Annotated in this window: 15 protein-coding genes; 7 read left to right on the top strand and 8 right to left on the bottom strand. The window is 68.7% G+C overall.

Annotation, left to right across the window (positions count from 1 at the left end):
• Positions 1–122: 122 nt before the first annotated feature.
• From AAFP35_RS01055 to AAFP35_RS01045, 3 genes are all read right to left on the bottom strand, one after another.
• A complete protein-coding gene (locus tag AAFP35_RS01055; RefSeq protein ID WP_419219659.1) occupies positions 123–569 on the bottom strand; it encodes a DUF6802 family protein in 447 nt (148 codons plus the stop codon).
• 160 nt (positions 570–729) lie between these two features.
• The gene (locus AAFP35_RS01050; RefSeq protein WP_419219658.1) at positions 730–2,196 is read right to left on the bottom strand and encodes a hypothetical protein; all 1,467 of its coding nucleotides are present in this window, start codon (positions 2,194–2,196) and stop codon (positions 730–732) included.
• Positions 2,193–3,083 carry a hypothetical protein gene (locus tag AAFP35_RS01045; protein WP_419219657.1) on the bottom strand — a complete coding sequence of 297 codons (891 nt, stop codon included), beginning with the start codon at positions 3,081–3,083 and terminating at the stop codon, positions 2,193–2,195. Before AAFP35_RS01045 ends, AAFP35_RS01050 begins: the two co-directional genes overlap by 4 nt.
• Positions 3,084–3,211: 128 nt before the next feature.
• Between AAFP35_RS01045 and trmB the strand changes: the two genes are divergently transcribed.
• The 4 genes from trmB to AAFP35_RS01025 all read left to right on the top strand — a co-directional run bounded on the left by trmB (position 3,212) and on the right by AAFP35_RS01025 (position 9,619).
• A complete protein-coding gene (gene trmB / locus AAFP35_RS01040) occupies positions 3,212–3,991 on the top strand; it encodes a tRNA (guanosine(46)-N7)-methyltransferase TrmB (RefSeq protein WP_419219656.1) in 780 nt (259 codons plus the stop codon).
• On the top strand, positions 3,988–4,668 hold the full coding sequence (locus AAFP35_RS01035) for an NYN domain-containing protein (protein ID WP_419219655.1): 681 nt from the start codon (positions 3,988–3,990) through the stop codon (positions 4,666–4,668). The genes trmB and AAFP35_RS01035 overlap by 4 nt, the downstream gene beginning before the upstream one ends.
• A gap of 149 nt (positions 4,669–4,817) precedes the next feature.
• Positions 4,818–8,105, top strand: a complete 3,288-nt coding sequence (locus tag AAFP35_RS01030; protein WP_419219654.1) for an MMPL family transporter — start codon at positions 4,818–4,820, stop codon at positions 8,103–8,105.
• 155 nt (positions 8,106–8,260) lie between these two features.
• The gene (locus tag AAFP35_RS01025) at positions 8,261–9,619 is read left to right on the top strand and encodes an MFS transporter (protein WP_419219653.1); all 1,359 of its coding nucleotides are present in this window, start codon (positions 8,261–8,263) and stop codon (positions 9,617–9,619) included.
• A gap of 90 nt (positions 9,620–9,709) precedes the next feature.
• On the opposite strand, the gene AAFP35_RS01020 is transcribed toward AAFP35_RS01025, so the two are convergent.
• Genes AAFP35_RS01020 through AAFP35_RS01010 form a run of 3 tightly spaced genes read right to left on the bottom strand, consistent with a single transcriptional unit; the run spans position 9,710 to position 12,959 of the window.
• Entirely contained in the window at positions 9,710–10,390 is a 681-nt protein-coding gene (locus tag AAFP35_RS01020) for a response regulator (RefSeq protein ID WP_419219652.1), read from the bottom strand.
• A complete protein-coding gene (macS, locus tag AAFP35_RS01015) occupies positions 10,387–11,580 on the bottom strand; it encodes a MacS family sensor histidine kinase (protein ID WP_419219651.1) in 1,194 nt (397 codons plus the stop codon). The genes AAFP35_RS01020 and macS overlap by 4 nt, the downstream gene beginning before the upstream one ends.
• The gene (locus tag AAFP35_RS01010; RefSeq protein ID WP_419219650.1) at positions 11,577–12,959 is read right to left on the bottom strand and encodes an AI-2E family transporter; all 1,383 of its coding nucleotides are present in this window, start codon (positions 12,957–12,959) and stop codon (positions 11,577–11,579) included. Before AAFP35_RS01010 ends, macS begins: the two co-directional genes overlap by 4 nt.
• A gap of 113 nt (positions 12,960–13,072) precedes the next feature.
• Here AAFP35_RS01010 and AAFP35_RS01005 point away from each other — a divergent pair, with 113 nt between their 5' ends.
• Together AAFP35_RS01005 and AAFP35_RS01000 are read left to right on the top strand one after the other, a co-directional pair.
• Complete coding sequence (locus AAFP35_RS01005) at positions 13,073–14,248, top strand: lysylphosphatidylglycerol synthase transmembrane domain-containing protein (RefSeq protein WP_419219649.1); 1,176 nt, start codon at positions 13,073–13,075, stop codon at positions 14,246–14,248.
• 5 nt (positions 14,249–14,253) lie between these two features.
• A complete protein-coding gene (locus AAFP35_RS01000) occupies positions 14,254–14,715 on the top strand; it encodes a DUF3054 domain-containing protein (protein ID WP_419219648.1) in 462 nt (153 codons plus the stop codon).
• Positions 14,716–14,733: 18 nt separating this feature from the next.
• Here AAFP35_RS01000 and AAFP35_RS00995 read toward each other — a convergent pair whose 3' ends face one another.
• Complete coding sequence (locus tag AAFP35_RS00995; protein WP_419219647.1) at positions 14,734–16,380, bottom strand: NTF2-like N-terminal transpeptidase domain-containing protein; 1,647 nt, start codon at positions 16,378–16,380, stop codon at positions 14,734–14,736.
• Between the two features lie 150 nt (positions 16,381–16,530).
• Between AAFP35_RS00995 and AAFP35_RS00990 the strand changes: the two genes are divergently transcribed.
• On the top strand, positions 16,531–17,307 hold the full coding sequence (locus AAFP35_RS00990; protein WP_419219646.1) for a pirin family protein: 777 nt from the start codon (positions 16,531–16,533) through the stop codon (positions 17,305–17,307).
• Positions 17,308–17,467: 160 nt separating this feature from the next.
• On the opposite strand, the gene AAFP35_RS00985 is transcribed toward AAFP35_RS00990, so the two are convergent.
• On the bottom strand, positions 17,468–18,919 hold the full coding sequence (locus tag AAFP35_RS00985; protein ID WP_419219645.1) for a dihydrolipoyl dehydrogenase family protein: 1,452 nt from the start codon (positions 18,917–18,919) through the stop codon (positions 17,468–17,470).
• Positions 18,920–18,954 lie beyond the last annotated feature (35 nt).

Raw genomic sequence — 18,954 nt, 5'->3', positions numbered from 1 at the left:
GGCAATGTCGTCGTTTCCTCAGGATACGTGGACCGAGCGTCTGCTAGGTACCGGGGTTCGACAGATGCGGGATATCCCACATTCACCCCGGCGCAGCCGCCTCGGCGAGGGCCTGAGCTGGGTCAACCCACCCGACCGGAGTCGGTCGGCACCCAGGAGCCGCTCATCGGGTCCAGGCTGCGCGAGGAGAACATACCCTGCGCATCGACCTCGGTGATCCGGTCCACCTGACCGTCGTGGTCGGTGTCGGTGTACACGGTGACGCCGGTCGGCCCGTTACGCGTCAGGGAATCACGGATGCCGTCGTCGTCGGTGTCGACGTCGGCGGGCCCGAGATCCCACACCCGTCCGTCCTGATGCATCCAGAGGTGACTGTCCGGTGAACTGGTGTCGCCGACCTCGTCTCCGGGGACGATGTAGGCAGCTTCGTGCACACCGCCGTGCAGGCCGTCTCCGGCGGACACGTGATCGTGACCGAATGCTCCGGCGTCGAACGGATCACCGGCGCAGCGCTCGGCCCCGAGCGCCTCTCCACCCAGGAACGAGCCACCCAGGAACGACATGTCCATCGTGTTCTCCCCTCGACAAGAAACAGCGGACCCGGTCACCACGACATCATGGTGACGTCCACACGTCACCATGATGTAGGACGTTTGGCAACGTCAACCGGTTCCCGCTGGCCGGGAATTCGTTCGATCGATGTCGTCGGCACCGTCGCGTTCGTCGTCCTCACATGACGAGAGCGGTGGCGAACGCGGCCAGGTCCCGGCGGGCGGTGCGCACCAGCCGCAACCGATCCTGCTCCGCCTTCGTCGCGTCGCCCGAGCGCAGGTCGCGCAGGTTCTCGTCGATCTCGGCGATCTCGGCGGTGACGCTTCGGGCCCGACGGTCGTGGTGGCGGGTGATCTGACTGACCAGTCGCGGTTCGGCGGCCGACAACCGCAGGCCGACGCGGTGTTCGAGGCGCCCACGGGCGGTGACGATCGCGTCCGAACTCCAGGACCGCATCTCGCCACGCAGTGCGGTGGTCCGCCGCACTCGGATGACCCAGGTGGCCACCGCCACGCCCAACAGCAGGGTGAGCGGCATGCTGATCCACTGCAGCGTGTGCACCGCCGCCATCGGCGTCACGATCAGGCGCCCCACACCGACACCGGTCGAGGCGCCGAGCAGGACGAGCAGTGCGTCCTCGCCGCCGCGGCGGCCCGTCGGTACCGGACGCAGCGCCGGCGGGTCGGGGTCACGGTCATCGGCGTCGCCGAGGTCGGGGCCGCCTGCGGTGTCGTCGACGCCGACCAGCGCGGCCGCCCGCACTTCCTCGATCCGGTCGTCCACGGCCTGATCGACCCGTTCCCGCAAGGTCGCCAACTCCCCGGTCAGCCAGCCGACGTAGTCGTCCACCGCGCCCGGGGTGATCGCGTCGCTGCGGTCGGTCGCCGCTGCTGCCAGGGCCCGCGAGCGGGTCGCGACGTCGGCCATCGACTCGCCGCGTGCACGCGCCAACCCGGCCCGAGCCGATGCCAGACGATCGACGCGACCGCGGTCGCGTGATTCGATCAGCACGCGCCGACGACGAGTCAGCGCATCCGAGGCCTGCATCGCGTCGCGGGGGTCGGTCGCCCGGACCAATTCGTCCTCGGCGTACTCGACCGCGCCGAGGGCCGCCGCCACGCGGGCCCGGGCGCAGCGCAGATCGTCGGGGGCCGCGAGATGCTCGCGGACCCAGTCCAGCACCGCCCGCACGCCCGACTCCTCGACCGCACCGGCCAGTGCGACCCGGGGCGACACCGCGAAGACGGGTAGCTCCTGGCGCGGGTCGAGCAGCGCGCGGTGTTCGCGCAAGCGCCGCGGCCATTCCCAGAACGCGTCGATCTTGGTGCAGACCAGCGCGACGATGCCGAATCGGCCGCGCAATTCGTCGACGGCCCGCTTCTCCTCGTCCCCGACCGACGACGTCGGGTCCACGACCATCAGGGCGATCCCGACGCCCGCATCGTCGGGGCGCGGCCCCCAATGTCCCTCGCGCAACGGGATCGACGAGTCGATCGCCCGACAGGCCTCGACGAGTGTGCTGACGCCGGTGCCCCCGATCCCGCGCACGCCGACGACGAGACCGGTGCCGGCCACCGTCTCCGCGTCGAAGCCGGTCAGTTCGTGCACCTGATGTACCAGGGCGATGCCCGACGCACCGGTCACCGGTCCGCCTCGTTTTGCAGCAGGTGTTCGACGGCGTCGCGATCGACCCCGGCCGCGGCGATGATCTCCAGGCGGGCACGGAGTTCCACGAGTCGCCAGAATCGGACGGTCTCCACACGCTCGGAGATCGGTGCGAAGAGCCTGCCGATACCGCTGTGACGGCGCAATTCGACGTTCAACGACCGGACGTCGACGGCGCCGCGGCTCTCGGAGATGATCAGGGCCAGCGCCGTCTCGATCCCGTAGCGGTCCACGCGACGCAACAGGTCGGCGCGCAGGCTGCGCTCGTCTCCGAGAAAGGGGCCGACCCCCGGCGGTTCCGGGCATCCGAGGACGGTCCCGACCAGGAACTGTCCGGCCATCGGCGGCATCGTCTCGCCCGCGGCGGCCAGTCGCCGCAGGTAGTCGAACTCGTCGGCGCCCAGATCGGCGCAGGCCAACAGCCCCGACACCGGATACACCGACACCCCGGTCTGCGCTGCGCACACCTGCGCCACGGCTTCGGGATCGGCGTGCGTATCCGATTTGCCGAGCACCACGATCGTGCGGTCCGGCGGCAGTCCCGACAAGTGCTCGTGATCGGCCCGGCGTGGCGGGCCGGTGAGGACCTCGATCCACAGGTCCGCGTCGGCCACCTCGACGGCACTGGTCTCGCCCGGTCCGATCGCGGTCACCGACAATCGTTCGTGCAGCGCGCGGGCCAGGGTGTCACGTCCGGTGCCGGGCCGTCCGCAGATCTGCACCTGCAGTGGCCGCGCGTACCGACGCGCTGCGTCGTCGAGGTGCGGGCGTGCGGGCGACGACGGCGCGACCAACTCACCCAGCCGGCCCGACTCCGCCATCCGGGCCAGCGGGCTCGTCGAAGCGATCGTCGCGGCGTGCGGCATGACTGGAATCTAGCGCGATCGCCCCTCTGCGCGGTGCCCAGCCGTGTCGGCTGTCGTCTGGTTGAAGGAGCGGATTCGCGTCGCCTGCCGCGCCGAGATCGGCGTCGGGAATTGGGAGACGCGCAGTTATGAGGAACGATGGTCGGGTGAGCGAGAGTCCCGATCAGTCACGCCTGTATCCGCGGGTGACGAGTTTCCGGTTCCGTCGAGGCACCCTGACCCCGGGGCAGCAGCGCAACTGGGACACCCTGTGGCCGCAACTGGGCCGAGACCTGCAGACCACCCGCGAGCACCTGCCGGAGCCGCCGCTCGACCTTTCCGCGCTGTTCGGACGGGATGCACCGGTCGTGTTGGAGATCGGCAGCGGTACGGGTGTGTCGACGGCGGCGATGGCGCAGGCCGAGCCCGATGTGGACGTCATCGCGGTCGAGGTCTACAAGCCCGGCCTGGCGCAGTTACTCGGACTCGTCGACCGCAACGGACTCACGAATGTCCGGATGGTGCGCGGTGACGCCGTGGTGGTGCTCACCGAACTGTTGGCCCCGGAGAGCCTGACCGGGATTCGCGTCTTCTTCCCGGATCCATGGCCGAAATCGCGTCATCACAAGCGCAGACTGCTGCAGAGCGGCACCATCGAGATGATGGCCGACCGATTGAAGCCCGGCGGTGTCCTGCACATCGCCACCGATCACGCCGAGTACGCGGAGTGGATCGCCGAGCGACTCGCCACCCAGCGCGCGGACCACCCGCACGTCGTGCAGTCGACCCGCGACGCGCCCATCCTGTTGGAACGACCGACCACCAAGTTCGAGGGTCGTGCCGAAAAGGAGGGACGCGGCGTCAACGAGTTCGTCTACATGCGGCCCGAACCCACCCGACCTCGACCGACCGAAGGCGGCGGATCATGAGCGAGTCCCCCTCATTCTCGGAGAGCATCTCCGGCCAGAGCCCGTCTCGTCGTGTCCTGTTGGTCTGGGACGCCCCGAACATGGACATGGGCCTCGGCTCGATCCTCGGCGGTCGGCCGACCGCTGCCTACCGTCCGCGTTTCGACGCCCTCGGCCGCTGGCTTCTCGGCCGCACGGCGGACCTCTCGCGTGCCGAGAACTCCTCGGACGGCACGGCGCCACCCGGTGTGGAACCGGAGGCCACCGTGTTCACCAACATCGTGCCCGGCAGCGCCGATGTGGTGCGGCCGTGGGTGGACGCATTGCGCAATGTCGGTTATGCCGTGTTCGCCAAGCCGAAACTGGCCGACGACAGCGACGTCGACGCCGACATGCTCGACCACATCGAACTTCGCAGGCACACTGTGGGACTAGCTGGCCTCATCGTCGCCTCGGCCGACGGACAGGCGTTCCGGGAGCCCTTGCTCGAGGTGGCCTCCGACGGAACGCCGGTCACGGTGATCGGGTTTCGCGAGCATGCCAGCTGGGCCCTGACCACCGAGGAGTTGGAGTTCGTCGACCTAGAGGACATTCCGGGCGTGTTCCGGGAGCCGCTGCCACGCATCGGCCTCGACTCGCTGCCCGACGATGGTGCATGGCTCACGCCGTTCCGCCCGCTGCAGGCACTGCTGCCCTGACGCGAGCCGGCGGCCACGGGTGACCTGGCACCACCTGGCGGGCACGCCCACCAACAGGTCACACCCGACCGAGCCGACTCAGCGGCAACTCAGGACCGGCTGAGAGAATCACCGTCATCTCACCGTCGACCCCCAGGAAGGAAACAGGCGTGTTCGGAGCCATCGGCACCTTCGTATATCGGATGCGCTTCGCCGTCATCGGGGTACTCATCGCGTTGATGGCCGGATTCGGGCTCTACGGACTGGATCTGGGGAAGCATCTGAGCCAGAGCGGCTGGTTCGACCCGACCTCGCAGTCGGTGAAGGGCTCGGTCGTCGCCGACACCGCGCTCGGCCGCGATCACCGCTCCGACGTGATCCTGCTGATCACACCTCCCGACGGCACCAAGGTCGACGACCCGGAGTTCGGCGCGAAGGTGGAGAACTTCGTCGACGACCTCATCAACCAGCACGGCGACATCGTCAACCGCGAGGATCCCGGCGTCATCGACCCGTTCTATCTCCGCGATCAGTCGGCCACGTCGAAGGCCGCGCAGGAGACGATCCGGGCCCGGACCTTCACCCAGGATCGGGCGCACGCGTTCATCAGTATCGGCGTCAAGGGCGACGACGACACGACGGTCCTGGCCAATTACAAGACGATCGAACCGTTCTTCGACGACATCGCCGACAGATTCAACCTGCAGGGCACCACCTTCGAGCTGGCGGGGCTACAACCGGTGGCCGGCAGTATGGCCGACGGCATGGACAAGGACATCCGCCGCGCCGAGGTCATCGCCCTCCCGCTTGTGGCGTTGATGCTGTTCTTCATCTTCGGCGGCGTGGTCGCCGCGTGTCTGCCGGTCCTGATCGGTGGCCTCACCATCGCGGGCTCGCTGGGCATCATGAAGATCCTGGCCCAGGTCACCGAGCTCAACATCTTCGCCCAGTCGGTGGTCACGCTGATCGGCCTGGGCATCGCCATCGACTACGGCCTGTTCATCGTGAGTCGCTTCCGCGAGGAACTCGCCGAAGGATATTCGACGAAGGCCGCGGTCCGAAGAACCGTGATGACCTCCGGTCAGACGGTGGTCTTCTCGGCGACCATCATCGTGGCCGCGCTTGCCTGTCTGCTGATCATGCCGCAGGGCTTCCTCAAGTCGGTCGCCTACGGCGCCATCGCCTCGGTCTCGCTGGCGGCGATCCTGTCGATCACGGTCTTGCCTGCCATTCTCGCCATCCTCGGCCCACGCATCGACGCACTCGGCCTGCCCTTCCTGAACCGCACCAAGACCAAGGAAGAGATCGAGAACGGATTCTGGGGCCGGCTGTCGGGTTGGGTGATGGAGCATCCGGTGGCCACCGCGGTGCCCACCGTCGCACTGCTCCTGCTGCTCACCATCCCGTTCGGTGGCATCAAGTTCGGTGGCATCAGCGAGGCCTACCTGCCGCCGGACAACCCGAACCGTGTGGCGCAGGAGCACTTCGACCAGCAATTCCCGACGGAGCGCACCGAAGAGATCAAGCTGGTCATCGCGTATGACCCGAATGACAGCGCGAGCGGCGACAAGATCACCTCGATCGCCGATCAGGCCAACCAGATCCCCGGCTTCACCAAACAGTTCAGCCCGTCGTCCGACGGCGGCGCACTGACCGGCCAGTACGGCGACAACGGGCCGCAGGTCCTGCAGATGTCGGCCGGCCTGGTCGATCGCGACACCGCGGGTGAGGCGATCAAGGATCTCCGCGCGATAGACACCCAGGGACTGTCGATGTGGGTGGCCGGAACACCCGCGCTCACCCAGGACTCGATCGACGGTCTGATGTCGCGGCTACCGCTGATGGTCGTGATGCTGGTCCTCATCACCGGACTCCTGATGTTCCTGGCGTTCGGCTCCGTGGTGCTCCCGATCAAGGCCGTGTTGATGTCGGCGCTGGGTCTCGGTGCCACGCTGGGCATCCTGACGTGGATCTTCGTCGACGGTCACGGCGCCGGGCTGGCCAACTTCACCCCGGGACCGCTGTTCGCCGCGGTGCTGGTGCTGATCATCGCGATCATCTTCGGTCTGTCCACCGACTACGAGATATTCCTGTTGTCACGCATGGTCGAGGCCAGACAGAAGGGCGCGAGCACCACCGAGGCGGTGCGGGTGGGCACCGCGCACACCGGCCGGATCATCACCGCGGCCGCGGCGATCCTGGTGGTGGTGACCGGTGCGTTCGGCCTGTCCGAGATCGTGATGATGAAGTACATCGCGTACGGCATGATCGCGGCACTCATCTTGGACGCCACCATCATTCGTATGCTCCTGGTGCCGTCGGTGATGAAACTGCTCGGCGACGACTGCTGGTGGGCACCGCGGTGGATGCGTGTCATGCAGCAGAAGATCGGTCTCGGTGAGACCGTCCTCGACGACGAGCCCGACGAGATGCGCGACGGTGCGAACCGCGCGCGGTCGGCCGGGACCATGGTCGCCGAGGCACCGACCTCCAAGATGTCGGCGGCGCCTCGGACCACCGTCTCCGCCGCCGCGGCGACGGCACGTCCCGGGGTCCGCGCGGACGCCGACCGCACCGCCGCAGGTGCCGCAGAGCGGCCCGGTCGTGTCCCGGTGCGACCCGCTCCGCAACGTCGCCCGGCGACGGCGGCGGCCAACGCGGTCAGCAAAGACGTCTCCTTCGCACCTCCGCAATCCGCGGGCCCGCAGGACGCGCAATCTCGTCCACCGCAGGGTCGGCGACCCCGTCCGCAGTCCGAGCCGGCACCGGCTCGACAGCAGCCGCAGCCGGCGCCCGCAGGCGCCCGGGTCGGCCCGTCGTCGATGCCGTCGGACGCACAGCAGCAGCCGGCCACCGCGGGAGCGGGTCGTCGGGGGCGTCTGTCGCGTGACCGGTCCTCGGGCCCGGACACCGGCGAGTGGAAGCTCGGTGCAGGCGGTATCCGTCTCGGCGGCGACGCACCCCAACCGTCGTCGGGTGCGGTCGGTGGACCACCGCCGACGATGCCGCCGTCACGACCGACCCCGCAGCAGCCCCGGCCTGCCGACCCGTCGATGGGCCCGCAGCAGCGGCCACCCCAGGGCCCGGCGCCCGCCGGCCCGACGCCCGACCGTCGAGGTGTCCCGCCGCAACAGCGTCCGGCCCCGGAACGACCCGGTCCCGAACAAGGTCAACGCTCCCCACTGGGGCGTCGTCCGTCGCTCGATTCGACCGGCAAGCGTCCCCTGGCCGCCTCGCTGACACCGGAGGGCCAGCGCCCGACGACGCCCCAGGCAGGCCCCCGACCCGGAGGCTCTCCGATGGATCGTGGGCTCAGCGGGACCCATCCGCAGGCGGACCAGAGCGATCAGGCCGAGCAGCGGAGTCGTTCCGACCGCCACGCACGCTCGGAGTCGGACTCCGACGGTTCGCAGATCAGCGTGCAGGAACTGTTGCGCCGCAGCCGCTCCGAGAAGTGAGTCGATGAGGGCCTGAACCCCGGCCCTTATCAATCACGCGTCGTCCGCGATCAAACACGCCCTGGGTCAGGACTGGGCAAACCGCGGATGTGACCGATCACACAACCACGCAGGATTGTCTTCCACCACATCCGACATCCGGAAGGCAGTCCCGTATGAGTGCACCATCGACCTGGTCGGGACCCGAGCATCGCCGCAGCGTGCTCTGGGTCGTCGCCCTGGCAGCCATCGCCATCGTCTTCGACGGGTACGACCTCGTCGTCTACGGGACCGTCCTCCCGACGCTCCTCGACGATCCCACCCAGCTCGGCCACCTCTCCGCGGGCACGGCGGGTGCGCTCGGCTCCTACGCACTGGTCGGCGTGATGATCGGCGCCTTCATCGCCGGGACGTTCGGGGATCGCGTCGGTCGCCGCAGGATGATGCTGATGAACATCGTCTGGTTCTCGGTGGGTATGGGCGCCACGGCGTTGGCGCACAACCTGCTCACGTTCGGCATCTTGCGGTTCCTGACCGGGATCGGCATCGGCGGTCTGGTCGCCACCGCCGGTGCCCTGATCGCCGAGTTCGCACCGTCGTCGAAACGCAACGTCTACAACGCGATCGTCTACAGCGGTGTCCCCGCAGGTGGCGTCGTCGCCGCCGTGTTGGCCCTGGTGATCTCCGACCACGTCGGCTGGCGCGGGCTGTTCTGGATCGGCGCACTGCCGCTCGTGACGCTGCTGCCACTGGCCTTTGTGAAGATGCCCGAGTCGCCGCAGTGGCTGGTGTCTCGCGGCCGCATCGACCAGGCTCGTGCGATCGGCGCCCGCACCGGCATCCCCGTCCACATCGCACCACTGCCCGACGCCACGCTGGCGACCGACGAGCCCGAGAAGGTGGGTTTTGCCGCCCTCGCGTCCCGCCGATTCGCGGTGCCGACCCTGCTGCTCGGCCTGATGAGCTTCGCCGGATTGTTGCTGACGTACGGCCTGAACACCTGGCTCCCGCAGATCATGAAGTCCGCCGGATTCGACGCCAAGGGATCGCTGTCGTTTCTGCTGGTCCTCAACGGCGGCGCCATCGTCGGCGGTCTGATAGCTGCGCGACTCGCGGATCGTCGTGGACCCCAACGGATTGTCGCAACCTCGTTCTGCCTGGCCACATTTGCGCTGATCGGTCTGACCCTCGGGTTCGGGCTCCCGGTGCTGCTGGCCGCGGTGGCCGTCGCCGGTGTCGGCACGATCGGCACGCAGGTCCTCATCTACGGGTACGTGTCGAACTACTATCCGACCTCTGCGCGAGGCGCGGGTGTCGCATGGTGCGCAGGTTTCGGACGGCTCGGCGGCATCGTCGGTCCGATGATCGGCGGACTGTTGATCGGTGCCGGGATCTCCTCGAACACCGCGTTCTACATCTTCGCCGGTATCGCCCTCGCCGGTGCGGCGGCCACCCTGCTGGTACCGCAGAGCGCGCAGGTCACGCCCGCGCCGGTCGTCGCGGCGCCGTCTGCCCGCCTCGCCACGGCCGAGTGACCGGCAGACACGTGACCCGGAGCGGATGACCGCTGACGGGTGTCCGTAGAAGGAGCAGCGAGGCGCACCCGAGGGGTTGCGCCTCGCTTCTCACGGCGCGGACTCGTCGAGGCCGTGTTCGATTGCGTACCTGGTCAGCTCCACCCGGTTGCCGAGTTGCAGCTTGCGCAGCGTCGACTGCACGTGGTTCTCCACCGTGCGGTGGCTCAACGTGAGACGACTGGCGATCTGCTTGGCGCTCAACCCTTTCGCCACGAAGCGCAACACCTCGGTCTCACGTGCCGTCAGCTCGGGACCGCGGTCGGCGGCGTCGGGGGCCGACGACATCCGACGAAACTCGCCGAGTACCAGGCCCGCGAGACCCGGGGTGAACACCGCCTGCCCCTCGGCGGTCGCGTGCACCGCCGCGACGAGCTCCCCCTTGGACGCGCTCTTCACCAGATAGCCACTGGCCCCGGCCTTCACGGCCTCCAGCACGTCGTCGCGCTCCCCCGACGCCGACAACACCAGGACGCGGGTCGCAGGCGACGCCGACAACACGGCTGCGGTCGCGTCGGCGCCACTGCCGTCGGACAGTTGCATGTCCATCAGCACCACGTCGGGGGTGACCGCCGCGGCGCGATCTCGGGCGCTGCGCACACCGTCGGCAGTCGCGACCACATCGAAGCCCTCCTCGTCGAGGTCACGCGCCACCCCGTCACGCCACATCGGATGATCGTCGACGACCATCACCCGCCATCGCCCGGCCCGCTCGTCACCCTGTCCGGTCATGATGTCTCCCGTCGCACCGGAATCGTCAGTTCCCATTCTGTGCCCACGCCGGGTTCGGAATCGACTGTGGCAGTTCCACCGAGCGATTCGACTCGGCCGACGATCGACTTCGCGACGCCCATCCGCCCCTCCTCCCGCGCCTGCGCCAACCGTCCGGCCGCGATCCCGACTCCGTCGTCGCGGACACTGACCACCACCCGATCGTCGAGATCCTCGAGGAGGACAAAGGCACGCGCCGTCGTCCCCGCATGATGGTCGACGTTGTCGAGGCAGTTGCGGACCGCCGCGCGGATCTCGTCGGCGACCGTTGTGTCGACAACGACCGGTGTCGCCGGCGCACTGACCGACACCCGATCGTCGGCGAACGCATGCAGCATCGGGCCGAGATCGGTGGTCGTCGTGTCTGCTCCGACGCCGGTCCCGGCGTCGGAGACGAGCCGACGCAGCGCGCGCTCCTGCTCGCCGGCGAGTTCGGCGAGTTCCGCTGTCCGACCGCCGATCTCGCGACCACGCCGCGCGATCAACGCGAGTACCTGCAGCACACCGTCGTGCACCTCACGGGACAGCCGTTCGCGTTCTTGCGCCGCGGCCGCGATCGCGGCCGCGGCGGTCAGGGCCGCGTGCGCGCGACGGGCGATCGTGGCGGCGAGTCCGACCGCCATACCGGTGGCCACGATGACGATGATGGTGGCGTTACGCCCGAAGTTCAGATCGAAGGTGCTCTTGACGAATGCACTCGTGCCGCCGACGAGCACCCCCGCGACGATGCCGCCGACCGGTCCGGCCAGGATCGCCACGGAGATCACCGCATTGGTGGCCCACAGTGTGGTCGGCCAGGTCTGGTTGTTCATCGCCCACCACGTGGTCGCCACATACGAGGTGGACAGCATCATCGCGCACGCGACGATGACCTCGGCGGCCACCCAGTAGCGGTTACGGCCGAACCCCACGTAGTAGGCGATGCCACAGGCCAGGGTCCAGGCCGTGAGAACGCCGAACAGCACCCACGCGACACCGTCGTGGTGGAGGTCGCCGTTGGTGCCCAACCGGAACCCGAGCGCATAGATATAGGAGAGCAGGCGGAACAACTGGGCCGCCCGCCACAGCGGGCCGACCGGATCGGAGTCGGCCACATCGGGCACGTGCCAGATCCGCCTGGCCACACCGCTCGACGCGACCCGATCACTCATCGCGGCGCCGTCGGACCCGCGGGAGGCGGATCGTCGTCGCCTCGGTCGGCACCGTTCTCGCCGCCACCATCCCGGTCCGCCCCGTCTGCGTCGGCCCCGTCTGCTGCACGTCCGACTGCATCGTTCCCGTCCGCTTCAGGCAGGTTCGGCCCCCCGGCGTCGGAGGCGCGGCGGGAGCCGGTGGCGTCCTCGACCGCTTCGAACCGGTCCCACCGCGGGGCATCCGGCTCGGCCACGTACATGCCCTCGCGGGCCGAGGCCCGTCGTCGTGCACTGTCGGCGCTTCCCGACAGATGCCGCACCGCGGTGTTGGCGAACGCGATCATCGGCACCGCGAGCAGACCGCCGATGATGCCTGCGGCCACGATGCCCGCCGCGATGCCCAACACCACCGCCACCGGATGCAGGCGAACCGACCGGCCCAACAAGAAGGGCTGCAACACATGGCTTTCCAACTGCATGACGCCCACGACGATGGCGAGTGCGATGACCGCGGCGATCCAGCCCTGGGTGACCAGTGCGACGAGCACCGCCAGCGTGCCGGTCACCAGGGCCCCGACGATGGGGATGAACGCCCCCAAGAAGACCAGCGAGGCGAGCGGAAGGGCCAGCGGCACACCGAGGATGGCCAGTCCGACACCGATGCCGAGGGCGTCCACGAACGCGACGGCCACGGTTGCCCGGACGTAGCCGACGAGGGTGCCGAAGCCGGCGTTGCCCGCCGCACGCACCCGGCCTCGGGTCCCGTGGGGAACGACCTTGGTGACGAAGGTCCAGATCTGACCGCCACCGTAGAGGAAGAAGATGAGCACGAACACGGCCAGCAGTGCACCCGTGACGATCTCGGTCGCGGTGGTCGCGGTGGCCAGGGCGCCGCTGGTCAGTTTGTCCTGATTGTGTTGGAGGAAGTCGGTGATGTCGGTGCCGAGGTTGCCGACCTGTTCGTCGTCGATGTCCAGCGGCCCGTTGGTGAGCCAGTCCCGTGACCGGTCGACGGTGACGGTGATCTGTTTGGTCAGCTCGGGGAAGCCGCGGATGAACTCCTGGACCACGAACGTCATCACCGCGGACAGCAGTCCGAGGGCCACGACGAGCACGATCACCACCGCGAGCGCACGCGGGATCCTCCTGCGGTCCAGCCAGTCGACGACCGGGACCAGCATCGCCGCACCCAGGATGGCCAGTGCCACCGGTACGAGAACTTCCTCGAACTCGTTGAACAGCCGCAGCAGCACATACACCGCAGCCACGATGATCAGCAGCCGCCAACACCATTCGGCCGTCGCCCGGACCAGTGGATGCACCTTGCCGCGGTCGAGCATGGCCAGGTCGCCGGCGCGGTCGCGGTCCACCCGATCGGCGGTCTCGGCATCGCTCACGATGTCAGGGTAGTGCCAGACGGCGACCTGGCCGGGCGACGCGCGAGTTCCTGTGAGGCTGCTGTGCGACGCGATTGTCTGTTGACAGCCCTGCTGTGGATATGGTGTGGACCATGTCGTCGGAGTCGAACACCTCGGGCTCGACCATGCGGTCGCGGTTCTGGTGGTTTCGATGGGTCGTCCTCGCGGTCGTGGTGGCCATCCTCGCCGTCGAGGTGGTGCTCATCGCTCCGAGCCTCGAGGACGCGTGGCAGCGGATCGGCGACCTCGACTGGGTGTGGATCGTCGCGAGCATCCTGGCCGCGATGCTCTCGATGCACAGCTATGCGCAAGTACAGCGAGCTCTGCTGCGTTCGGCGTCGGTGCCGGTCACTCAGTGGCAGTCCATGTCGGTGATCCTGGCGTCGAACGCGGTGAGCCAGACCATGCCCGGCGGTCCGGTGCTGTCCCCCGCCTTCGTCTATCGCGAGACGCGCAAATGGGGTGCGACGCCCGTCGTCGCGTCATGGCAGGTCGTCATGTCCGGTCTGCTGGCCGGCGTCGGTCTGGCAGTACTGGGGTTCGGCGGCGCGCTACTCGCGGGCGCCAAGACCAGCCCCTTCTCGGTGGTGTTCTCGATCGTCGGCTTCATCGCGGTCGCGGTCGTGTTCCAGTACCTGGCCAGCCATCCGGAATCGCTGCAGTCGACCGCGTTGCGACTGCTTTCCTGGTGGAACCAGATCCGCAGCAAGCCCGATCACCTCGGTCGCGCACGGGTCCTCGACACCCTCGAACAGCTGCGCGCGGTGCAGTTGACGCAGCGGGACCTCGCGGTCTCGTTCGGCTGGAGCCTGTTCAACTGGGTCGCCGACGTCGCCTGTCTCGCCTTCGCCTGCTGGGCGGTGGGCGCCCACCCGAGCATCTCGGGCCTGATGGTCGCCTACGCCGCGGGCAAGGCCGTCGGTACCGCGATCCCGCTGCTGCCGGGTGGCATCGGCGTGGTCGACGCGGTCCTGGTCCCGGCGCTCACCAGTGCCGGCATGCCGGCAGCCGACGCGATCACCGCAGTCCTGGTGTACCGGGTGATCAGCTATGTGCTGGTCGCCGCGGTCGGGTGGGTGGTCGTCCTGGTGATGTTCCGCAACAGCTTCAAGAAGGGCGACACACTCGAGGAGGAGATGTCGCGCGATCGCCGGCCCGGCGAGCCAGGCGAGCCCGAGACGGAAACCGGGACCTCGGAGGATCAACCACCCGATTCCCCGGAAACGGGTGGCGATGGTACCGGCCGTCCGGACGACCCGCTACCGTGATGGCCATGTCGAGGTCCCGCACTGCCACCGCAGTCGATGTCCCGACGTCACGTGCCACGCTCCCGGTGGCCGTGACCGCGCTGATCGACTTCGTCGCGGTCACGGTGTTCGTGCTGATCGGCCGATCCAGCCACGAGGAGGGTTTCGCCCTGATCGGCGTCTTGCAAACGCTGTGGCCGTTCGTCGTGGGTGCCGCAGCCGGCTGGTCCATCGCCTACGTGTTCGCACATGTTCGCGCCAGCGACTTCTTCGCGAGCGAGTTCCGCCCCGAGCAGGTCGCGTCGGCCGGGGTGATCATCTGGTTCTGCACGGTCGTGGTCGCGATGATCCTTCGCTATCTGATGCACCAGGGTGTCGCCACCAGCTTCGTCATCGTCGCGACCGTCGTCCTCGGCGCCTTCCTCATCGGCTGGCGCGCGGTTGCCGCGGGCATCGCCCGCCGACGCACCGCGCTCCGCGCGGCCTGATTCGCCTGACCGGCTCTCCTACTTGATCCGGAAGTACTTCTGCGCGACCTGCAGTGCGGCGGTACCGGACTTCTCGCCCTCGCAGTAGATGACGATCACCTTCCCGCCCTGCAGACCGACGAACCAGCCGGGCCCCTGCGGGCCGTTGGTCCCGACGAGAGCCTTCAGCCCGGGCGCGCCGGTGAGGTCGCTGGCGTCGCCGGTCGCGGCGGTCTGTGACATCGCCTGCAGGATGGGCGAGGTGACCGCCGGATCGATCTCACCGAGTCGTCCCTCGCTGACCGTGGTCGGCACACCCTGGATGACGAAGGGCGGCACCGACGATGCCTGCCCCGCCGACGCCCGCGCCATGGCCACCCCGAGGGCACCCATGTTCATCATCGACATCGACGTACCCGAGTCACCCGAGTGGAAGTCGACGGTGGCCACCCCCGGTTGTCCGAGGCTCGGGGCGCTGGCGCCGGCGACGGTGAACTGGACACCCAGGCCCAGTCGGTCGAGGACGCCGTCGGCGCCGTCCTGCTTGCCCGCCGCGCCGCGGTCGACGGCGGCGAGCACCGGGTCCAGGGTGCGACCGACGGGATAGACGGCGTCCACGGTGATCCCGCGGTCGATCGCGTAGCTGTTCTGGGCCATGCCGAGCACCGCGCCACTCATCGCGTCGAGGGCCAGCACGGTCGCCGGTTGCCCGACCTCGACCGCCGCGTCACCGAGGGTGAGCTGGAGGTTCTGGTCGACGGTGGTCTGCACGCTCGGTCCGGGCGGCCCCTGATCGCCTGCGAGCTTCAGCGGCTTGAGCCCCGGGCCGACCATCTGTACCTGCCACCCCGCGGTGGCATCGCGGATCGCCTGCCAGTAGTTGGTCAGTCCGCTCTCGAGCGGCGACGACAACCGTCGGTCCGCCATCACCAACCGACCCGACTTACGGATGGTGACCCCCGGTACGGCCTTCGGGTCCGATTGCAGCACCTGCATGTCCGGGTCGCGCAGCGTCACCGTGGTGACCGGCTTTCCCGGCGCCTCGGCGAGCTTCTGCGAGATCACCTTGTCGGTGACCAGCGGCGCGATCGGTTCGAGCGTCCGGGCCAGAGCGCGGGCCGAGGCATTGACGTCCTGCGTGCGGGTCGGGTCCAGGATGATCTCGTTGACCGGCTGCAGGTACATGAAGGTCTTGCCCGACCTGCTGCGCACGGTCGGCGCGGGGGTCGCGTCGGTGCGGACCTCACGCAGCGCCCCGCCGGCCGGCAGGCCCGGATAGATCACGGCCGGGTCCCAGGTGATCTTCCAACCGGTGGACAGATGGCGAGCCGAGCCGCTGCTCGTGGCCTGGAACGTCCGATCCTTGGCCCATCGCCAGGTGGTGTGGAGTGAGAACGACGCCGTGCCGTCGCTGTACTCGACGGGCTTGACGACGGACATGTCGACTCGTTCGGCGTTCATCCCCTGGAGCGTCTGGGCGAGGGCGGCACCCGCTTGACCGGGTGCAGTGGTGAATTCGGCTGCCGCATCGGCATCTTGGCGACCGATGGCGTCGGCGAACTCGCGGACCGCACCGGCCGCACTGTCGTCCGACGAGCCGATGCCACAGGCACCGAGAGCAACCACGACACTGCAGGCTGCCGCGACGCACGCCACTTTCGGCGCGCGCTTCACCCAGATCTTCATGATCTCAATTTTCACTCTTGTAACACGCGATTTCGACGGCGACAGCTTCCATTCGGGGATCCGAGCGGTCACGATAGGGTCTCGGGGTTCGGACTCTGTGACGGCCGTCATAGCAGGGTGGTCACCTCCGCGTTCGATCCATAATGGGGCATGGGCATTCTCGTGATCCCGGCCGCCGACCGCGCCGTTACGACAACTGAGTGGCTCACGTCCCGCCATACCTTCTCCTTTGGCGATCACTACGATCCATCCAACACCCATCACGGCGTTCTGTTGGTGAATAACGATGATGTGGTCGCACCGTTACAAGGCTTTGACCCTCATCCGCACCGCGAGTCAGAAATCGTCACGTGGGTCACGTCGGGCTCGCTCGTCCACCAGGATTCGGAAGGCCACTCGGGAATCGTCTATCCCGGACTGGCACAACGGATGAGCGCCGGGACGGGCGTGCTGCACTCGGAGCGCAACGACACCTGGCCTGCCCGCCCGGAGGCCGGTGGCCGCCCCGTCCGATTCGTGCAGATGTGGATCATGCCCGACGAGCTCGAGCTGCCGCCGTCCTATGAACAGTCCGACATCGCCGACGACCTGCTCCCCGACCGCGTGGTCCCGGTCGCATCCGGCGACCCCACAGTCGATTCGGCCATTCGCGTCGCGAACCGTTCGGCCACCCTCTACGCTGCCCGACTCGACCGTGGGTCGTCGGTCGAGCTGCCCGACACGCGCTACACACATATCTTCGTGACCCACGGCGTGGTGCAGATCGGCGATGCCACACTGGGCGAAGGAGACGCCGCCCGCGGAACCGATATCGGCGGCGTCACGGTGACCGGTGTCGCACCGGCCGCCACCGACGGCGCCGACGAGGTCGTCGCGGAGGTGTTGGTGTGGTCCATGGCGCGTGACCTCCGCGATCTCATGTCGTGACCCGCTCGACTCGCCGACAGGGACGTCGTGACGTCGGGCACCTGCTCACGCGGGCCGGCCAGGCACACGCGGACGAAGCTCCACCCGGCCTTGCGCGCAGGTTCCGCGAGCACAGCATCGGCGATGTCCCGGACTGCCGTTGCCCCGGACCGCGCTTGACTCAGTGCAACTGTTCGAGCAGGCGGAGCCACACCTCGCTGACCGTCGGATACGCAGGCACGGCATGCCACAGCAGGTCGACGGGCACCTTCCCGACGATGGCCACGGTGGCCGAATGGACGAGTTCCGCGGTCTGCGCACCCACGAACGTCGCGCCGACCACCGTCCCGTCCGCACTGTCGATCACCAGTTTCGCGTGCCCGTCGTAGTCCGGGGAGACCAGATACGACCCGGCCACCGCGATGTCGGTCTCCGCGATGACGACCTCGACTCCGTCCGCCCGTGCCTGCTCTTCGGTACGTCCGACCGACGCGACCTCGGGGCGGGTGAAGATCACCTGCGGGATCGCATCGCGATCGGCGGCGACGGTGAAGCGCAGCCCCTCGACGGGTCGGCCCGCGGCACGGGCCGCGATCACGTCTCCGGCCACCCGCGCCTGGTACTTGCCCATGTGGGTGAGGGCGACCCGGCCGTTGACGTCGCCGACGGCGTGGAGCCACGCGTGGCCGGGCACCATCATCCGGTCGTCGACCTCGATCGCCCCGGACGTCGACAGGCCCACCGTGTCGAGGCCCAGATCGCTTGTCGCAGGATGCCTTCCGGCAGCGACGAGAATTTCGTCGACGGTCGACTCCTCGTCCCCGCCGGGCCCCGACAACACGATCCGCGCCGGACCGCCGTGGATCCGGCCGTGACCCGTGTCGTCGGCGCCGGGCCGATCGACCGAATCGATCCGTGTCCGGAAGCGGATGTCGACGCCGCGGGCGGTCAGGCCTGCGGCGACGCGTTCGGAGACGAACGGTTCGGCCTTCGGCAACAGCCGGTCGGAGCGAACCACCATCGTCAGGTCGGTGACGCCCAGATCCGACAGCCAGGTGGCCGCCTCGCAGGCGACCACACCGCCACCGAGGATCACCAGACGTCGCGGGACGTCGATGACGTTGGTCGCATCGCGCGAGGTCCAGGGCAGGGCTTCACGCAGACCTGTGATCGGCGGGATGGACGCGACGCTGCCGGTCGCGATGACGACCGCGTGCCGCGCGTGCACCCGCGCATCGCCCACCGCGACCTCCCGCTCGCCGACGATCCGCCCGTGTCCGCGGATGATGTCGATACCGGCGTTGCGCGCCCAGTCGATCTGCGAGGCGTCGTCTCGTCCGTGGGTGACCTCGTCGCGCCAGGCCAGCACGGCGGCCGGGTCGGGTCGGACGTCGGTCAGTCGTTCGCGCGCACCACCCAGGCCGGCGGCTCCTGCGAGTGCCGCACCGGGACCGAGCAGCGCCTTGCTCGGCATGCACGCCCAGTACGAACATTCACCGCCGACGAGTTCGTGCTCGATGATCGCCGCGGTGCGATCGCTTCCGGCGATGGCGTAGTCGGCGACGTTCTCACCGACCGGCCCACCGCCGATCACGACGACATCGTAGGTACTCGTCCCGGTGGCCGTGGTCATGTGTCCACCGTACGATCCGGACGCGGCTGACGGAT

Source organism: Gordonia sp. CPCC 206044 (assembly GCF_048537895.1).
Lineage (GTDB): Bacteria > Actinomycetota > Actinomycetes > Mycobacteriales > Mycobacteriaceae > Gordonia.
This window is presented reverse-complemented; position numbering and strand designations above follow the sequence as displayed.